General features: G+C 69.2%; 11 protein-coding genes. 3 read left to right on the top strand and 8 right to left on the bottom strand.

From position 1 onward, the window contains the following. Nucleotides 1-40: 40 nt before the first annotated feature. On the bottom strand, nucleotides 41-2,014 hold the full coding sequence (gene htpG, locus JHC79_RS00380; protein ID WP_296387890.1) for a molecular chaperone HtpG: 1,974 nt from the start codon (nucleotides 2,012-2,014) through the stop codon (nucleotides 41-43). Between the two features lie 146 nt (nucleotides 2,015-2,160). Here htpG and JHC79_RS00375 point away from each other — a divergent pair, with 146 nt between their 5' ends. Both JHC79_RS00375 and JHC79_RS00370 read left to right on the top strand, forming a co-directional pair. Further along, entirely contained in the window at nucleotides 2,161-3,582 is a 1,422-nt protein-coding gene (locus JHC79_RS00375; RefSeq protein ID WP_296387889.1) for a glutamate decarboxylase, read from the top strand. A 104-nt stretch (nucleotides 3,583-3,686) separates the two neighbouring features. Then, nucleotides 3,687-4,445, top strand: a complete 759-nt coding sequence (locus tag JHC79_RS00370; protein WP_296387888.1) for a PIG-L family deacetylase — start codon at nucleotides 3,687-3,689, stop codon at nucleotides 4,443-4,445. A gap of 9 nt (nucleotides 4,446-4,454) precedes the next feature. On the opposite strand, the gene recD is transcribed toward JHC79_RS00370, so the two are convergent. From recD to JHC79_RS00335, 7 genes are all read right to left on the bottom strand, one after another. After that, nucleotides 4,455-6,335, bottom strand: a complete 1,881-nt coding sequence (recD, locus tag JHC79_RS00365) for an exodeoxyribonuclease V subunit alpha (protein ID WP_296387887.1) — start codon at nucleotides 6,333-6,335, stop codon at nucleotides 4,455-4,457. After that, on the bottom strand, nucleotides 6,332-9,667 hold the full coding sequence (locus JHC79_RS00360) for a UvrD-helicase domain-containing protein (protein ID WP_296387886.1): 3,336 nt from the start codon (nucleotides 9,665-9,667) through the stop codon (nucleotides 6,332-6,334). Before JHC79_RS00360 ends, recD begins: the two co-directional genes overlap by 4 nt. Then, nucleotides 9,664-12,969, bottom strand: coding sequence for an exodeoxyribonuclease V subunit gamma (gene recC / locus JHC79_RS00355; RefSeq protein WP_296387885.1), 3,306 nt, complete (start codon nucleotides 12,967-12,969; stop codon nucleotides 9,664-9,666). Before recC ends, JHC79_RS00360 begins: the two co-directional genes overlap by 4 nt. A gap of 66 nt (nucleotides 12,970-13,035) precedes the next feature. Next, nucleotides 13,036-13,494 (bottom strand): acyl-CoA thioesterase, encoded by a 459-nt coding sequence (locus tag JHC79_RS00350; RefSeq protein ID WP_296387884.1) that lies wholly within the window; start codon nucleotides 13,492-13,494, stop codon nucleotides 13,036-13,038. A gap of 62 nt (nucleotides 13,495-13,556) precedes the next feature. Further along, on the bottom strand, nucleotides 13,557-14,795 hold the full coding sequence (locus JHC79_RS00345; RefSeq protein WP_296387883.1) for a cyclopropane-fatty-acyl-phospholipid synthase family protein: 1,239 nt from the start codon (nucleotides 14,793-14,795) through the stop codon (nucleotides 13,557-13,559). A gap of 5 nt (nucleotides 14,796-14,800) precedes the next feature. Beyond that, nucleotides 14,801-15,562 (bottom strand): DUF1365 domain-containing protein, encoded by a 762-nt coding sequence (locus JHC79_RS00340; RefSeq protein WP_296387882.1) that lies wholly within the window; start codon nucleotides 15,560-15,562, stop codon nucleotides 14,801-14,803. A gap of 4 nt (nucleotides 15,563-15,566) precedes the next feature. Continuing rightward, nucleotides 15,567-16,853: an FAD-dependent oxidoreductase gene (locus JHC79_RS00335; RefSeq protein ID WP_296387881.1), complete on the bottom strand. Its 1,287-nt coding sequence runs from the start codon at nucleotides 16,851-16,853 to the stop codon at nucleotides 15,567-15,569. A gap of 149 nt (nucleotides 16,854-17,002) precedes the next feature. Here JHC79_RS00335 and JHC79_RS00330 point away from each other — a divergent pair, with 149 nt between their 5' ends. Beyond that, nucleotides 17,003-18,346 carry a TIGR01777 family oxidoreductase gene (locus tag JHC79_RS00330; RefSeq protein WP_296387880.1) on the top strand — a complete coding sequence of 448 codons (1,344 nt, stop codon included), beginning with the start codon at nucleotides 17,003-17,005 and terminating at the stop codon, nucleotides 18,344-18,346. Nucleotides 18,347-18,403: the final 57 nt, after the last annotated feature.

Raw genomic sequence — 18,403 nt, 5'->3', positions numbered from 1 at the left:
TCAAATTAGCAGTAGGTGACCGACCCGACGCGCCCGCACGTCAGATGGTGGCGGCCAACCGATCTGCGAGCAACCGGCTGAACCGCGCCGAATCGGACAGCTCCCCACCCTCGGCGATGACGGCCATCCCGTAGAGCAGCTCGGCGGTGTCGGCCAGTGACGGATCGTCGGCCTTGGCGTCGTGGGCAGATCGCAGCGCGACGATCAGCGGATGGTCCGGGTTCAGTTCGAGGATCCGCTTGGTCGGCGGCAGCATCTGACCCGACGCGCGGTAGAGCTTCTCCATCTGCGGCGAGAAGCTGAACGTGTCCCCGACCAGGCAGGCCGGTGAATCGGTGAGGCGGGTCGACAGGCGGGTCTCCTTGATGTGCTCGGACAGCGCCTCGGTCAGCCAGCCGGTGAGGTCGGCGAACTTCTTGTCGCGCTCCTCGCGCTCGGTGGCCGCCTCCTTCTTCTCGTCGTCGGACTTGCCCGCGTCGTCGTCGAGGTCGACCTCGCCCTTGGCGATCGACCGCAGGGCCTTGCCGTCGAACTCGGGGACCGACCCGACCCACATCTCGTCGACCGGGTCGCCGAGCAGCAGCACCTCGATGCCCTTGGCCCGGAACGCCTCGATGTGCGGCGAGTTCTCCATGGCCTGACGGGATTCGCCGGTGAGGTAGTAGATCTCGTCCTGTCCGACCTTCATCCGGCCGACGTAATCGGCGAGAGTGGTCATCGATTCGGCGTCGTGGGTCGACTCGAAGGACGAGATCGCCAACAGGGCATCCTTGTTGTCCTGGTCGTTGATTAGGCCTTCCTTGATGGCCCGACCGAACTGGCTCCACAGCGTGGTGTAGTCCTCCGGACGCGAGGTCTGGATGTCCTTGATCGTCGAGAGCACCTTCTTGGTCAGTCGACGTCGGATCGCGCGGATCTGTCGGTCCTGCTGCAGGATCTCGCGGGAGACGTTGAGGGAGAGATCCGCCGCGTCCACGACACCCTTGACGAACCGCAGGTACTCCGGGATCAGCTCCTCGCAGTCGTCCATGATGAACACGCGCTTGACGTACAGCGAGATGCCGCCGTTGCGCTCGCGCATGAAGAGGTCGAAGGGCGCCTGGGTCGGGATGAACAGCAGTGCCTGATACTCGAACGTGCCCTCGGCCTTGAGCGCGATGGTCTCGAGCGGGTCGTCCCATGCGTGGCTGACGTGACGGTAGAACTCCTTGTACTCCTCGGGTTCGACCTCGTCCTTCGACTTCGACCACAGCGCCTTCATGGAGTTCAGCTGCTGGGTCTCGACGACGGTGCGCGTGGTCGGTTCGGGCTTGTCCTCGCCCTCGGCGACATCCTCGGCCTCGACGGTCTCGGTGCGCTCGACGTCCATGCGGATCGGCCAGGCGATGAAGTCCGAGTAACGCTTGATCAGCTCACGGAGCTTCGAGTCGTCGGCGTAGTCGTGCAGGGCGTCGTCGGTGTCGGCCGGCTTGAGCGCCAGCGTGACCGAGGTCCCCTGCGGCGCATCCGGCACGGTCTCGATGGTGTAGGTACCCGCACCGCTGGACTCCCACTTGGTGCCCTCGCTCTCCCCTGCCTTACGGGTGAGCAGGGTGACGGAGTCGGCGACCATGAACGTCGAGTAGAAGCCGATGCCGAACTGTCCGATGAGGTCCTGCGACGCCGCGGAGTCCTTGGCCTCGGCGAGTTTCTTGCGCAGCTCGGCGGTGCCCGATCGGGCGAGCGTGCCGATCAGTCCGACGACGTCGTCGCGCGACATGCCGATGCCGTTGTCACGGATGGTCAGGATGCGCGCCTGCGGGTCCCGCTCGATCGTGATGTGCAGATCCGACGTGTCGACGTCGAGGTCCTTGTTCTGGAATGCCTCGAGGCGCAGTTTGTCGAGAGCGTCGGACGCATTCGACACCAACTCGCGCAGGAAGCTGTCCTTGTTCGAATAGACGGAATGAACCATGAGGTCGAGCAATTGGCGGGTCTCGGCCTGGAATTCACGTTCTTCGACAGGTGCGCTCACTGTGATCTCTTCTCCTGTGTCGTGATCGAGTCGGCACACGATCTTACCGAGACCACGATCGGCCCACCCCGCCGCCCGCGCTGGTGTATCCCGGAAGGGTCCCTCCCCACCGCGCCTGCGCTCGCCACACTTTCCGAGGAGTCTCCGTGTCCCCATCGCCCGAGTCCCACGACGCCGCGTCCGGCCCCAGGAGCGTGCCGACCGACACGCACCTCTCCCCCGCCTACACCGGTCGACTGTCGACGCAGAAGATCCCCGCGTTGCGGATGCCCGCGGAGTCGATGGATCCCGACGCCGCCTACCGGTTCATCCACGACGAGATGATGTTCGACGGGGCCTCGCGCCTGAACCTGGCCACGTTCGTCACCACGTGGATGGACCCCCAGGCCGAGAAGCTGATGGCCGAGACATTCGACAAGAACATGATCGACAAGGACGAGTACCCGGCGACGTCGGCGATCGAATCGCGCTGTGTGTCCATGGTCGCGGACCTCTTCCACGCGCCCGACCTCGACCCGACCGACCCGTCCAGTGCGATCGGCGTCAGCACGATCGGCTCCAGCGAGGCGGTGATGCTGGCCGGGCTGGCCATGAAGTGGCGGTGGCGTCAGCGGCGTCGCGACGCCGGCGTGGACACGCACCGACCGAACCTGGTGCTCGGGTCGAACGTGCAGGTGGTGTGGGAGAAGTTCTGTCGTTACTTCGACGTCGACGCCGTCTATCTCCCGGTCGAACCGGGTCGCTACGTCATCACCCCCGAGCAGGTCACCGCGGCCGTCGACGAGAACACCATCGGTGTGGTGGCCATCCTGGGGACCACCTTCACCGGTGAGCTCGAGCCCGTCGCCGAGATCGTGGCCGCGCTCGACGAGGTCGCAGCAGGCGGCGGTGTCGACGTGCCGGTCCATGTCGACGCGGCCAGCGGCGGGTTCGTCGTCCCGTTCACCGATCCCGACCTGGAGTGGGATTTCCGCCTGCCGCGGGTCGTGTCGATCAACGCCAGCGGTCACAAATACGGACTCACCTACCCCGGCATCGGGTTCGCGGTGTGGCGCGACAAGGAGTTCCTCCCCGAGGACCTGGTGTTCCACGTCAACTACCTGGGCGGCGACATGCCGACCTTCACGCTCAACTTCTCGCGTCCCGGCAATCAGGTGATCGGTCAGTACTACAACTTCCTGCGACTCGGATTCGAGGGGTATCGGTCGATCATGATCTGTCTGTCGGAGACCGCGCAGTGGCTCGCGCAGCAGCTCGGCGAGATGTCGGAGTTCGAGATCATCTCCGACGGCTCGGCGATCCCGGTGGTGACGTTCGCCACCGCAGGCGACCCGGGTTTCTCGGTGTTCGACCTCTCCCGCGCCCTGGCCGCGTTCGGATGGCAGGTCCCGGCGTACACGATGCCCGCCGACGCCACCGACGTCGCGGTGCTGCGCATCGTCGTGCGCGAAGGCTTCTCCGCCGACATGGCACGTGTCCTGTGCGAGAACATCACCACCGCCATCGACGGACTGCGCCGGGTGCACACCTCCGGCGAGCTGCCCCACCGCAACCACTTCAAGCACTGACCCTGCCGGGGCGCCGACGACAGGGCACTAGTCTGAGGTGATCACGCCACCATCGAACGTCTCGGTGTCGCGACGAACGAGATGACAACCGGGGAGGGAGCGTCGTGGGGGCTCCGAGCGTTCTGTTCGTCCACGCGCACCCCGACGACGAGTCGCTGTGGACCGGCGGCACCATCGCACGGATCGTCGAGGCGGGATCGACGACGTCGGTTCTCACGTGCACCTGGGCATCGGGCACACCTCGACACACCGAACTCACGAGCGCGCTGCGCATACTGGGGGTCGACGCACCCATCGCACTCGGATACGCCGACGGTGGGTTCCCCGAGTCCGCGCCGCAGTCGGCGGCACTGTGCGAGTGCCGGTTCGACGACGCCGTACGTCAGATCGTCGAACACATCCGGCGTCTGCGGCCCGACATCGTCGTCACCTACGACGCCTACGGCATCTACGGTCATCCCGACCACATCCAGGCTCACCGCCTCGCTCTCGCTGCGGTCGAGGCCGCAGCGTGTGCGCCCCTCTACCCCGACGCGGGCCCCGCCTGGCAGACCCGGTCGCTGTATCTGTCGACCGTGCCGACCCGTGTGATGCACCGGATCCGACACCAGGTCACCACCGGACCGCCGCCGGAGGGCGCGGTGCCCCCGGGCACGCCGGATGCCGCCATCGACCTCGAACTCGACGTGTCGGCGTGGGTGGAACAGAAGTGGTCGGCCATCGGCGCACACCGGTCGGAGATGGATCGCAGCCCGGCCCTGGTCGAGCTCGCCGAACTCGATGTCGCGCGGCGCAACGCACTGCTGGGCACCGAGTGGTATCTCCGGCGTGATCTCGTCGTGGGCGGCGCCGACCTCGTGTGAGCCCAGCGCTCACACGTCGATGATCGATGATCGCAAACCGCTCGCGCGGAGGACCTTTCGTTCGATACCGGCGCGCAGACCTTCCGCGGTTCCGATCAGACGCACGGAGTCGGTGGCCCGGGTGATCGCGGTGTAGAGCAGTTCACGACTCAGCAACGCCGAGTCCGCGGGTGGGATCACCACGGCCACGGCGCGGTACTGGCTGCCCTGACTGCGGTGGATCGTCATCGCGTGCGCCGAGGACACGCCGCGCAGGCGACCCGGGTGCACCAGGCGTTGATCGCTGCCACGGCCGAACGCCGCCATCAGGCGATCGTCGTCGGCGACGACGATCCCGGTGTCGCCGTTGAACAGTCGCGCACGGTGGTCGGTCTCGGTGAGCAGCAGCGGGCGCCCCGGATACCAGGGACGGTCGAGATCGACGAACGTCGCGGCACCGACGGTCCCCCATGCGGTCACCCGCTGTGCCCATTGACGTACACCCGCCGGCCCCTCGCGATGAGCACACAGGACACGGTGCTCGCCGAGCGCGGCCAGGGCGGCCCCGGCATCGCCGCGTTCGGCCGCCGACACCATGCTCTGCACCCACGCTGCGACCTCGCCGCGGGCGATGTGTGCCTCCTCGGCCGGTTCGAGGGTCAAGTCGGATTCGCCGGCGTCGAGTATCGACAGCGCCTCGTCGGCGTCGCCGGCCCGAACTGCATCGGCGAGCCGGCCGATCCGGATGCCGAACCGACGTCGGCGGCGGAGTCGGACGACACCGTCGGCCATCTCCGACCGCTCCGCTGCGGCCACTGTCGCATCGAGATCTGCATCCCCATCCGGGGCGTTCGGCGTCGAGTCGGTGGTGATGAGATCGGCGAGCGGGCCGGCGAGTTCGGTGGTGTGCGACCGGTGCACGAGGTCGGCCAACACGGCGCCGGCGTCGACCGACGCCAGCTGATCCGGGTCGCCGATCATGACCAACCGCGTGGTCGGGCGCAGCGCCTCGAGCAGGTGGTACATCAGCGTCAGCGACACCATCGACGCCTCGTCGACGATGATCACGTCGTGCGGTAGGCGGTTCGATGCGTGGTGCCGGAATCGGTTGCCGCCACCGGGAAGTGGGCCGAGCAGGCGGTGGATGGTCACGGCCTCCACCTCGGGCAGCGCAATCTGCGCGGACTGGGCGGTCACGGCGTCCTGGAGCGACGCCGCGGCGCGTCCGGTGGGCGCGCACAGACCGACCCGGAGCCCGGATCCGTGCAGCGCGTACAGCAGGGCGATGATCCGGGCGGCGGTGTGGGTCTTCCCGGTTCCCGGTCCGCCGGCCAGCACGGTGGTCCACCGGGTCGCCGCGACCGCCGCCGCCATGCGTTGCCGGTCGGGCCCGGGTGAGTCCGGGTCCGACGGGAACAGCGCACCGAGCTCGGCGGCCACGCGGGCGATCTCGGCCGCGGGTTCGGAGGCCGCGCGTTCGGTGAGGATCGCCCGAACGCGTTGTTCCTCGCGGAAGTAGCGGTCCAGATAGAGCAGCGACGCCCCGTCATCGGTCGTCACCACCCGCAGGGGCTGTAACGGCGACTCCGCCGACGTTGTCGCCAGGGCACTGGCCCGGACCTTGTCGGGCAGGGTGAGCGGGTCCGGCCACGCCAGCTCGGCGGGGTCGGTACCGGTGTCGGAGTCGGGCGGGATGTCGCGCAGCCTCGCCAGGTCGATACAGACCGACCCGGCGCGGACGGCCCGGACGGTGAGGGCCACGGCGAGCACGACGTCGGGGTCGACCTCGGCCCGGCGGATCGTCACCAGCCGGCGGGCGACGTGGACGTCGGCCGGTCCGAGAACCCCCGCACGGTTGAAGTCGGCCAGCACCCCCTCGGCGCGCAACGCGAGCCGGTGCCCGGCGTTCATGGTCGGCTTCCCGTCGTCTGCCCGCCCAGCAGTTCCGACAACGCCACCACGAGCGCCGGCGGCACATCCCAGCCGAACACCCCACGATCGGGCGGGGTGTCGGGACCGACCATGGCGCGGACGAACAGGTAGAGCACGCGCCCGAGGTGACGGTCGGGTCGGTACCCGGGCAGTCGCCACCGCAGGTAGCGATGCAGGGCAACCGAATACAGCATCGCCTGCAACGGGTAATGCGACCGCATCATCTCCGCGGCCATGGCTGCCTCGTCGTAGTCCTCGACGGTCAGATCCCCGAACCCGAGTCGGTTGGTCTTGTAGTCGACGATCACGAACCGCTCGTCGGCGGTTCGCAGGACGCCGTCGATGCTGCCCGTGAGGAACCCGTCGAGCGCTGCCCCCGGGATGAGACGCAGACGAGCCGGGTACTCGCGTAACGGGTCGTCGGCCGGCAGGTGGTCGTCCATCAGGTCGGCGATCGCGGCCAGGGTCGAACCGCGGGTCGCCGACGCGAGCGGGAACTCGAAGTCCATCTCGGCCAGTCGGTCGGCCATCGCGACCCCGGCGAGGTCGGGTATCCCGGAGGCGCGTCCGAGCGGGGTCTGCAGGACCGCGTTCATCGCGCGGGCGAGGACGTCGACGTCGACCTGCAGGCCCGATGCGAGTGCGGCGCGGGCACACCGATCGCGGACCTCGGCCGGCAGGTCGGCGGCGTCGGTGTCGACGTTCTCGAGCACCGAGTGGACGAGCAAACCGAACGTCGCACCGGCCGGGAGCCCGTTCATCAGCGACGGCGCGCCCCCGGCCGCGGACGTATCGGTCACCACCGCGTCGTCGGGCTCGTCGGTCAGCGCCGCGGCGGCGTCGACGTCGACAGCGGCACCGACCGCGACGTGGTGATCGGCGACCAGGGCCGAATACGATGTCCGGCGCCAGCCGTGGTCGATGACCCGGTCGAAGTCCGCTGCGCGCAACGTGATCGGCGCGCCACCGGTGTCCGGGGTCACCGGCGACGATGCCGCCGGTCCGCCGACCGCGGGTTCGACGGAGATGACTCCGCCGGCCGGGCCCGCCCACGCGGCGAGCTCGGATGCGATCGAGGCGTCCGCGGGCACACGCGCAGTCGGGCCGGGATCGGGCGCGTTCGTGTCGGCGCTGGTGGTGCTCCGGGCGAACAGGAGTCGGTGCAGGGGCGCCGACCGCGCGGACGAACCGGCGGCCCACCACAGGACGACCTGACACCGGGCCCGGGTCACGGCCACGTAGAACAGTCGCAGTTCCTCGCCTGCGTCCTCGGCCTCGGCCGTTCGCCGATTGCGGGCGAACTCCGCCGACCGGGACCCGCCCACGTCGAGGATGCGGTCGCCGGATTCGTCGTGCAGATCGAGCGTCGGCGGGTAGGGATTGCGGGCGGCGTCCCACCCGAACGGCACGTAGACGATCGGGAACTCGAGGCCCTTGCTGCCGTGCACGGTCATGATCGACACCGCCTGCGCATCGCGGTCCAGACGTCGACTCTGCTCGGCCTGATCGCCGACGCGGGGGTCCTCGAGGCGGTCGACGAACCATCGCAACAGTCCCGCGATCCCCCGTGACTCGGTGACGACGTATCGATTGCACAGCGACGCGAGGTGGGCGATGTCGGTCATCACGCGCTCACCGTCGACACCGGAGAGGATGCGCGACTCCATCCCGGTCCGGATCGCGAGTCGCTCGTACATCGCGGCGAATCCCGACTGCGCCAACGTCTGCGACAACTCGATCAGCAGATCCCCGGCGTCGGCGAGCGCGTCGCCACCGGCGGCGTCGATCTCGCCTGCCGTCCGGCCGATGAGCGGCGTCAGCGCGGCGAGTGTCACACGATCGGATCGGTTGGGCTGCTCGAGTGCCCGCAGGACGTGGAACCAGTCGCGGGCGCTCGCGGTCGCGAAGACACTCGATCCGGCGCCGACCACCGAGGCCACCCCGGCTTCTCGCAACGCCCGCTGCACCGGCCCGATGGTCGAGCGCGTCCGCAACAGGATCACCACGTCGGACGGGCGGACCGGCCGGGTGGTCCCGTCCGGGTCGGTCAGTTCGGGCGCGTCGGCGAGCAGTTCCGCGACGTCTCGGGCGACGTCGTCGACGACCGCCGATCGTACGGCGGACAGCGGCGGGAACCCGTTGTCCCCTAACGGCCCGAGCCCGATGCGACCGAGGTGGCGCAGCCGCAGCGGAGGTCGGCCGGACAGCCGCGACGCGGTGTGGGTCGCATCGACCGGCCGGACGACGATGTCGGGATGTCCCAGTGCCGCGCCCCCGTAGAGGTGGTGCAGCGCGGTCACCAGTCCGGCGTCGCTGCGCCAGTTGGTGCCGAGTGCCTGGTGGTTGTCAGCACTCGTCGCGGCGTCGAGATAGCTCAGGACCTCCGCGCCGCGGAACGCATAGATCGACTGCTTCGGATCACCGACCAGGATCAGGTCGGAATGGCCGTGGAAGCATCGGCGCAGGATCTCCCACTGGATCGGGTCGGTGTCCTGGAACTCATCGACCAGGACCACGGAGAAGAAGTCACGGATCCGCGCGCAGGCCGCCTCACCGTGCACCGGGTCGGTGATCACGTCACGGAGCAGCGACTGCAGCTCGTCGTAGTCGCGGATCCGCATCATCCGTTTGCGGCGCAGCACCTCTCGGCGCACCGCGGTCACGAAATCGGTCCGGGCGCGGGCCGGGGTGCCCTCCGGGGCGTCCCTCGGCACGAGGGTGGCGTGGGACTGTCGGACGCCGTCGCGGGCGATGGCGACCGCGTCGCGGAAGTCGAACGGCGGGTCGTCGAGGCCGCTGTACCACTTGAGGAACACGTCTCCGGCGACCTCGGTGACCAGGTCGTCCACCTCTTCGACCAGGGTGAGGCCGTGTTCGCTCTCCCCGGCGATGCCGAGTGCGTCGAGCATCCGGGAGCAGAACGTGTGGGTGGTGCTGACCGTCGCCGCGTCGAAGTCCGACAGCGCGGCGCTGATCCGTTCGCGACGCAGTGCCACCTCGTCGGCGGGGGCATCGGCGAGCGCGGTGACCAACGAGTCCGACCGTGCGCCGGCCGGATCGGCCAGACCTGCGGCCAGCGTCGTCAACCGCTCGCGCGTGCGCTCCCGCAACTCGGCGGTGGCCATCCGGCTGAAGGTCACCAGCAGCAGTGCGCCGACGTCGACGCCCTCGGCGATGTGGCGGGCCGCCAGTCCGACGATGGCGTGGGTCTTGCCGGTCCCCGCGCTGGCCTCGAGCACCGTCGTGCCGGTGGGCATCGGCGCGAGGAGGTCGAACGTGGTGCGCGCGACGTGCGATCGGGCCGGCGTCATCGGACCACCACCTGCTCGGCGTCGAACATCGGGTGCCAGATCGACTCCGCAGACGCGACGAACTCCTCGACCGCGCCCGGATCGGTCGCGATACCCGCGAACCCGGACGGGAAGACCAGGTTCAGGTAACGGTCGGCGTGTTCGCCGAACGTGGCCTCGAACGCGGACCGGGCGGCGTCCAACGCCTCCGGCACCGGGTCCCCGCCGTGACGCCGCACGGCGTACTCGGCGCCGGCCGCAGCGGGCAGGGCCAGCGGGTGGCTGAGACCGACATCGCGTAACCGCACCAGGTCGGCCAGGATCTGCACCGGCGCGTCGAGCAGGACCAGTTGCGCGCGGGCGAGTCGCGTCCCCTTGCCGAATCGGCCGATCGTGAGACCGGTCATGGTCCCGTCGGCACGGGTGGCCGCGGCTGCGAGCAGCGCGATCCACGTGGACAGTCGGTGTTTGGGGGCGAGCTTGGAGTAGTGCGCCCGGAACACGACGTCACCGTGGACCCCGTCCACCGTGCCGGTCAGTCGACGGCCCTCGCCGAGGTCGACGTCGATGTCCACCGAGGTCCGTTCGGTGGCGACGATGGCCGCGGCCGCATCCCAGAGCCGTTCCACGTCGTCGAGGACCGGTTCGAGTGCACGGCGACCCAGTTCGAACGGCGGCAGTGTCCCGCGGCGGAGCTCGGCCCCCCGGAGGGCGTCGATCGTGTCGCCCTGCAGTCGATGACGCAGTAGCCGGTCGCCTATCCCCCAGCGGTCCAACGGATCGAGACCGGGATCGAGTTCGTCGTCGAGCACCTCTGCGGTGTCGGGGACGGCGAACCCGAGTCGTTGCCTGCAGAAGCCGCGGACGGGGTGTTCGAAGAACGCGATCAGGTCGGCGACGTCGACCGCGGGAGCCGTGCCGGAGGTCGAGGTGACCGGGGGCAACGGGGTGCGATCGAACTCGATGGCGTGGGTCGGTGGCGCGATGAGCGCGCGCGCCCCGGCGAGGGCGGCGCGGTCGAACCCGAACGGCGACGCGGCGTCGAAGTTCGCGGGATCGAACGCGTGTAGCGGGTGCCTGCGGACCACGCGGTCGGCATGAAGGGGTGAGACGAGCGCGGTGATGGCGTCGACCAGCTCGCTCACCGGCACCGACGGCGGGCGGCGCAACCCGGTGACCGGATCGGCACCGGTGTAGGCGATCACCAGCTTCTCCTGCGCCGACATCATGGTGTCGAGGAGGAGCTGACGGTCCTCGCTGCGCGGATCACGCTCACCGACACAGGGGGTGCGATCGAGGACGTCGTCACCGTCCTCGCGGGAGACCCGCGGGTAGACGTCGTCGTCGAGACCGATGAGCACCACCACCCGGTGCGGTACGGCACGCATGGGGACCATCGAGCAGACGGTCAGTTCACCGGTCCGGAAGTTCGCGCGCGTCGGCCGGGCGGCGACCACGTCGTCGAGCAGAGCCACGACGTCGGCGCGGCGCAGGACGACGTCACCGCAGTGTTCGGTGGCGCGGGTGATCTCGTCCACCGCCTGCGCCCGCTGCCAGGCGTCGGCGGGCGCCACGTCGAGCAGGTCGTCGATCACACGCACCATCGCCTCGGTCCAGTCCTGCGCCGAGCGCACCCCGGTGAGCGCACCCACACATGCGTCGAGCCGGTCCACGAACTCCGCGAACCGACCGACCAGATCGATGTCGGCGCTGTCGATGCCGTCGAGCGGCAGCGCGCGGTGCACCCACTGCAGACCCGCTTCGTGCGCGACGACACCGAGGACCATCCGATCGAGTCCCGTCTCCATCGTGTTCTGCTCGAACCCCTTGAGTCCGAACGCTGTTCGCTGGGCCGCTCCCAGGCCCCAGCGGACCCCCGCCTCGGCCATCCAGCGGCCGATGAGCTCGAGGTCGTCGTCGGTGAAGCCGAAACGGGTGCGTACCGGCGTCCGGCCGGCCAGGTCGGCGATGTCGCTGGCGGTGACGCGTGCTCCGGCGAGGTCCACGACGACCACGACCGACTCGAGGACGGTGTTCGTCGCACTCATCGACCGGTCGGCGAGACGGACCCGCAGACGATGCGCGGGGTGGCCGTCGACGTCCGGCCCCTGTCCGTCCGGCCTGCGGGAGTCGAACGCCGCACGGATGAGCGGCGCGAACGCCTCGATGTCCGGGCACATGACGATGACGTCGCGGGGCATCAGCGTCGGGTCGTCGGTGAACATCCGGGCCAGGACGTCGCGGATCACCTCGACCTGCCGTCCCGGGCCGTGACACGAGTGCACGCCGACCGAGTCGTCCATCGGCCCCGGCGTCACGTCGGTTGCCGCGACGTCGGCCCGGATCGTCTGTTGCAGCCGGGCCAGCAGCGTGGTCGGTTCGGTGAGCGTGCCGGCGTGGTGGATGTCGCGGGTGACGTGACGTGCCAGGCGTAGCTGGGTCTCCCGGATCTCCCGGGACAAGCTGGCCAGCAACGGGTTCGACACCCCGCCGCGGGCCAGGTCCCGACGTCGGACCGGCTCGCCCGCGGCGGCCGTGATCTGCCACAGCCGGTCGCTGGGGTGCGGCAGGAAGACGTGGACGTCGCGATCGGCGCCCACGGCGGAGAGCACCGCGAGCTGTTCGGTGGTCAGGCGGGTGGGCCCGAACAACGAGAGCCGTCGGGGCAGATCGAGCGCGGTGGGCTCCGATGTCATTCGAGCGCAGAGGGATTCGAGACGCTCGGCGGGACCGGGCGTACCGATCCGTTCCCGCAACCGTCGCCACACCTGCGCCTGCCACCGTTGGTCGGTGGGCAGTTCGCCGCCGATGCCGTCGGTGTCGTGGCCGTCGGCCCAGTCGGAGAGCATCTGTGGGCGTTGTGCGGCGTAGGACCGGAACGTGCGGGCCAGACCCACAGCGGTGCTCCACCGACGCCCGGCGCGATGGGCTTCGACGGTGCCGTCGGGACGCACGCCCAGATGGCGTGCGAGAACCGCGCATCCGGGATCGTGCACGCAGGAGTCGAGCACCTCGAGCAGCGTCCATCGCATCCGCGCGGGCGACCATGGGTCGTCGGCCCAGTGGTATCCGCGGATCGAGCCCAGCACCCGGTCGACGAGGTCGGTCGGCGACCGGAAGTCGATGTTCGCGGCGATGCCGTCGGCTCCGACGTCAGAGGTGCCGAGCCGAGCGGACAGCCGCTGACCCAACCACCGCTCGACCCCCTTCGCGGGGACGGCGACGATCTCCGGGGTCAGCGCGTCGGCGAGGGGATCGCGCAGGATGTCGGCCAGGGCGTCGGCGAGGATGTCGGTGCGCTCGGCGCGGTGCAGGATCAGCACGGTGCTCCTCCCCTCGCCCCGACATGGTGCCGCACAGGTGTACCAGCGGACACCGACATCACCCGGTCAGGCTCGCCGACGCAGCGGCACCGGTTCGTCGAGACGGTCGCGCATAGCCGCCACCAGGTTCTCCGGCATGGCCGCGGGCGCACCGTGGGGATCCACGCAGACCAGCGTCGTCTCGGCCTGCACGAACCGCCTGCCCGAGGCGTCGGCGAGCACCGAGCCGAACTCGAACGACGAACGACCGACGCGGCTCAGCCAGACCGACGCCAGGATGTCGTCCTCGGTGTAGGGGATGGTGGCCAGGAACTCGACCTCCTGGCGCACCACGACGAGGCCGGTGCCGGTCGCGGTGGCGTCGTCGGTCTGCGGCGCCGCGGACCCGGACGCGATCAGGCGCGGCATGGCACGTACCCGCGACTCCTCGAGGAGGCGGGCGATCGCGACGTTGTTGATGTGGCTGTTGATGTCCATGTCGCCCCAGCGCAGCTGCAGGGCGATGGTCACCGCATGATCGGACATGGGCGTCATCGTATAGTCGGCGCCCGCACCCGCCGCGATCGGTGCGGTCAGGGTCGGGGCGCTCAGGGTCGGGTGAACTGCAACTGACTGACCTGCAGGTAGCCCGACGCGAAGCCGGCCTCGCAGTAGGCCAGGTAGTACTCCCACATGCGACGGAACGTCTCGTCGAACCCCTTGTGCTGCACGGTGTCCCACGAGGCGTTGAAGCGATGTCGCCAGCGACGCAGGGTCTCGGCGTAGTGCTGGCCGAGATCGATCCGATCCGACCGGACCAGTCCGGTGTGATCGGCGATGGTGGCGTCGATGGCCTCCAGCGACGGGATCAGACCGCCGGGGAAGATGTACTTCTGGATCCAGCCGAATGACCGTCGAGTGGCCAGCATCCGGTTGTGCGACATCAGGATCGCCTGGATGGAGACCTTGCCGCCCGGGGCGAGCAGTTCGTCGATCTTGCCGAAGTAGGTCGGCCAGTACTCCTCGCCGACCGCCTCGATCATCTCGACGCTCACGATCGCGTCGAACCGACCCTCGACGTCGCGGTAGTCCTGCAGACGGATGTCGATGCGGTCGGTGAGTCCGGCGTCGGCGATGCGGCGCAACGCGAGCTCGCGCTGCTCCTGTGACAGCGTCACCGTGGTCACCACCGCACCGCGTTGGGCGGCCTGGATCGCCAACGCGCCCCACCCGCTGCCGATCTCGAGTACGCGCGTGCCCTCGGCGACACCGGCCATGTCGAGGACCGAATCGATCTTGCGGTACTGCGCTGCTTCGAGATCCTGCGTGGCGAAGTCCGCCGCCGGGTCGAACATCGCCGAGCTGTAGGACATCGTGGGATCGAGGAACGACGCGAACATCTCGTTGCTGAGGTCGTAGTGGGCGCCGATGTTCCGCTTGGATCCCTCGACCGAGTTCCGCTGATGCTCGGGGATCCGCTTGTCGACGACAGCGCGCAGCTTCCAGATCGGTTCCGGCACCAGGCTCGTCATCCGTTCGGCGAAGGGTGTCAGGGCCCGACCGAGGTCGCTGCCCTCGGCCGCACGCCAGTCACCGGCCATGTAGGCCTCGCCCAGTCCGATCTTCGGGTTGTGGCCGAGTCGGTCGTAGAAGACCCTGGGCCGCACGATCTCCAGCGTCTCGCTGTCGGGAGCGCCGTTGCCGCGGATCTCGCCGTTCGGGAACAGGACGTTGACCGGCGCCTTGCTCAGCGCGTAGTCGACCAGGCGACGCGTGATGGGGGTCTTGAACCAGGTTCCCGCGAGAACAGGCCTGCGCACGGCGAACGGATCAGCGACGTTGGTCATGGGGTTCAGACCTCCTGTGGGGGCGTGTGGGAAGGACGGGCCACGACGGGCAGGCGGCGGAGCCACAGCCAGATCCCGTGGACCGCGATGAGTCCGGTGACCCGCTGGGGCATCAGCGGCATGGTCAGTATCGACCGCAGCACGGCCCGGTTCGTGGCCGGGCGTGGAACCCCGGTGAACGATGCGCTGAACGGCGGCATCCCCGGTCGGTCGAGGGTGATGGTGACGACGACACGGTCGGCATCGAGACGGAACACCATGCGGTAGTGCCCCGAGACGTCGTTGAACGGCGAGACGTAGAAGTGCTTGTCGACCTCCGCGCGTCCGTCGGCGTCGGGGCGGAGCAGGTAGGCGGTGCGTTCACCGTAGGTGTTGTGCACCTCGGCGATCAGGCACCGCAGCTCGCCATCCGCCGCGAAGCACCAGTAGACCGACAGCGGGTCGAACACGTAGCCGAGCACCCGCGCGTTGGCGAGCATGACCACGCGGGATCCGGTGCCGAGGTCGATGTCGTTGGCCGCGAGGTAGGTCTCGACGTTGGTCTTGATCGCGGCAGCGGAGTCGGAGTCGATCGCGCCCAGGTGATCGCGCGCGCTGAACCGCGCGAAGGGGGCGAGCAGGCGCGGCAACCGCGGCGGGGCGTCGAGATCGATCAACCACTGGTACACGCGGTGCCGGAAGCGGTGTGCCGTGTCCCCGCGGCGGACGTGCGACACGTCCCCGGTCACGATCGCCGGCAGCGACGGCAGGTCGAGGACCGCCGTCATCGGGTCACCACCGGGCACCGAGATGTTCGGCCGCGGCGACACCCGATCGGGCGCCGTCCTCGTGGAATCCCCAACCGTGGTAGGCACCCGCGAACGCGGTTGTCGACGAGTTCAGTTGGCTCAGAAGGGTTTGCGCGGCCACGGCCGCCGGCGTGTAGGTCGGGTGGGCGTAATCCATCACCGCGATGATCGTCGAGGGGTCGATCAACTCGCGGGCGTTGAGCGTGACCAGGTAGTCGGTCGGGCTGTCGAGTGCCTGCAGGCGGTTCATCCAGTAGGTGACCACCGGCGGCTCGTCGGATCCGCCGTCGCCGTCGGGAGTGAGGTAGTTCCACGACGCCCGCGCCCGCCGCGCCGACGGCAACAGCGTCGAATCGGTGTGCAGCACAGCCTGGTTCGGAGAGTAGTGGAAGGCCGACAGGACGGTGCGCTCGGATTCGGACGGATCCGCCAACATGGCCAGCGCCTGATCGGGATGGGTGGCGACGACCACCTTGTCGAATCGGTTGCGACCGCCGGTGCGGTCGGTGATGGTGACCCCGTCGACGTCGCGCACGATCTCGGTGACACCGCTCGACAACCGGATGTCGGAGATGCCCTCGGCGATCCTGCGGACATACTCCTGCGACCCACCGGTGACGGTGTACCACTGCGGCGAGCCGGTGACGGTGAGCATGCCGTGGTTGCGCAGGAAGGCGAACAGGTATCGCGCGGGGTAGTCCAGTGACGCCTCCGGGCCCGACGACCACACACAGGAGACGAGCGGGACCGCATAGTGGCGCCGGAAGAACGCCCCGAAATCGTGTCCGTCGAGGAACTGTCCGTAGGTGGTCAGATCGTCGTCGGTCGCCGAGTCCAGGAAGGCACCCGCGGCACGGTGGAACTGTTTGACCTGCAGCAGCATCCCGAGAAACCGGGGATCGGCCAGCCGGCGCGGCTGGGCGAGGATGCCGCCGAGACCGCGACCTCCCGCGTACTCGAACCCGCTGGCGCGGTCGACGATGCTCATGCTCATCTCGGTGGGCTGCGTGGCCACCCCGAGTTCGGCGAACAGCCGACGCAGGATCGGGTACGTCTCGTCGTTGTGGACGATGAAACCCGAGTCGATGCCGAGTCTGCGGTCGCCGTCGGGAACCTGATGGGTGTGGGCGTGACCCCCCAACCGGTCGTCGGCCTCGTACAGCGTCACCGCATGGGTGCGACCCAACAGGTGCGCGGCGGTGAGTCCGGACACGCCCGATCCCACGACCGCAACGGTCGGGGACTGCGCATTCTGGGACCCACTCGTCATCACTCGCACCACTGTCTCTCACCGGGAAAAGCCATTGTCGGACCACAAGGGTCTCATTGAGCGTTCGGACCACCCGCACCACTGGATGGGCGCCGTGGGTTCGCTCTGGGTGAAATCGGACATGGCGACGACGCGCATAGGCTCGCGATATGAGCATCACTCGTTCGTCCGTGGTCGATGATTCGATCGACGAGGTCTTCGCCTGGCACAAGCGGCCCGGGGCGTTCCACCGCCTCTCCCCCGGCTTCGCGCCCATGTCGCTGCGATCGGAGGCCACCTCCATCGAGGATGGTGAGGCCATCCTGGTGCTTCCCGGCGGCCTGACCTGGACCGCAGCCCACCAACCAGACGGTTATCGCCCGCCGAATCAGTTCGTGGACAAGCTCACCTCGTTCCCGCTCCGGTACGTCACGCCCTGGACACACACGCACAACTTCGACGCCGTCGACGCCGACCACACGCGGGTCACCGACACCGTGGACACCCGTGTGCCCGGGTTCGCGCTGTCGTCGATGTTCGACTTCCGTCATCGGCAGCTCGCCGACGACATCATCACCCAGAAGTGGGCGCGATCACTGCAACCGACACCGCTGACCATCGGCATGACGGGTGTCTCGGGAACCATCGGCACCGCGCTGGCCGCCCTGGCCACCACCGGTGGTCACCGTGTCGTGTCGCTGGTTCGTCGAGAGCCGGTCGGCGACGACGAACGACGCTGGGACCCCGACAATCCCGCCGCCGATCTCCTCGACGACCTCGATGTCGTCGTACACCTGGCGGGATCGTCCATCGCGGGACGCTTCACCGACGCGCACGTCTCCCGCGTCCGCCACAGCCGGGTCGAGCCGTCACACGCCCTCGCGCGAGTGGCAGCCACGGCCGCCGCCGACGGACGCGGCCCCCGCGTCTTCGTCGGGGCGTCGGCCATCGGGTACTACGGCGCGGACCGTGGCGACGAGGAACTCACCGAGACCAGCGACCCGGGCGACGGGGTCATCGCCGACATCGTGCGCGACTGGGAGGCGGCCTACGCACCGGCCGCCGACGCCGGACTGCGGGTGGTCACCGTCCGCACCGGTGTCGTACAGGCGTCGGCGGGCGGGATGCTCAAGGTGCTCCGGCCGGTGTTCGGGGCGGGCCTCGGTGGCCCGATCGGCGACGGCACCCAGTGGTTGTCCTGGATCGGTCTGGAGGACGTGTGCGACGTGTTCTACCGCGCCGCACTCGACGACCGCTTGTCCGGGCCGGTCAACGCGGTCTCCCCCGAGCCCGTCCGCAACAGCGAGTTCACCGACACGATGGGGACGGTCCTGCACCGACCCACCGTGATGCGGGTGCCCGAGTTCGCGCCGAAGCTGGTGCTCACCGAGAGCGGCGCGGGTTCGCTGGCCCTGGCGAGCCAGCGGGTCCTCCCGGAGACATTGGCGGGCATCGGGCACGACTTCCGGATGCCCGCGCTCGCCGATGCCCTGCGGCACCAGTGCGGACGGTGACCGACAGGCGCTTTCGCGTACCCCGGTAACACGACACGTTCGACGAAACCGCCGATG

Source organism: Williamsia sp. (assembly GCF_016462415.1).
In the GTDB taxonomy this organism is placed as follows: domain Bacteria; phylum Actinomycetota; class Actinomycetes; order Mycobacteriales; family Mycobacteriaceae; genus Williamsia_A.
The sequence above is the reverse complement of the archived record's forward strand: the minus strand, read 5'-3'. Positions and strand labels throughout refer to the sequence as shown.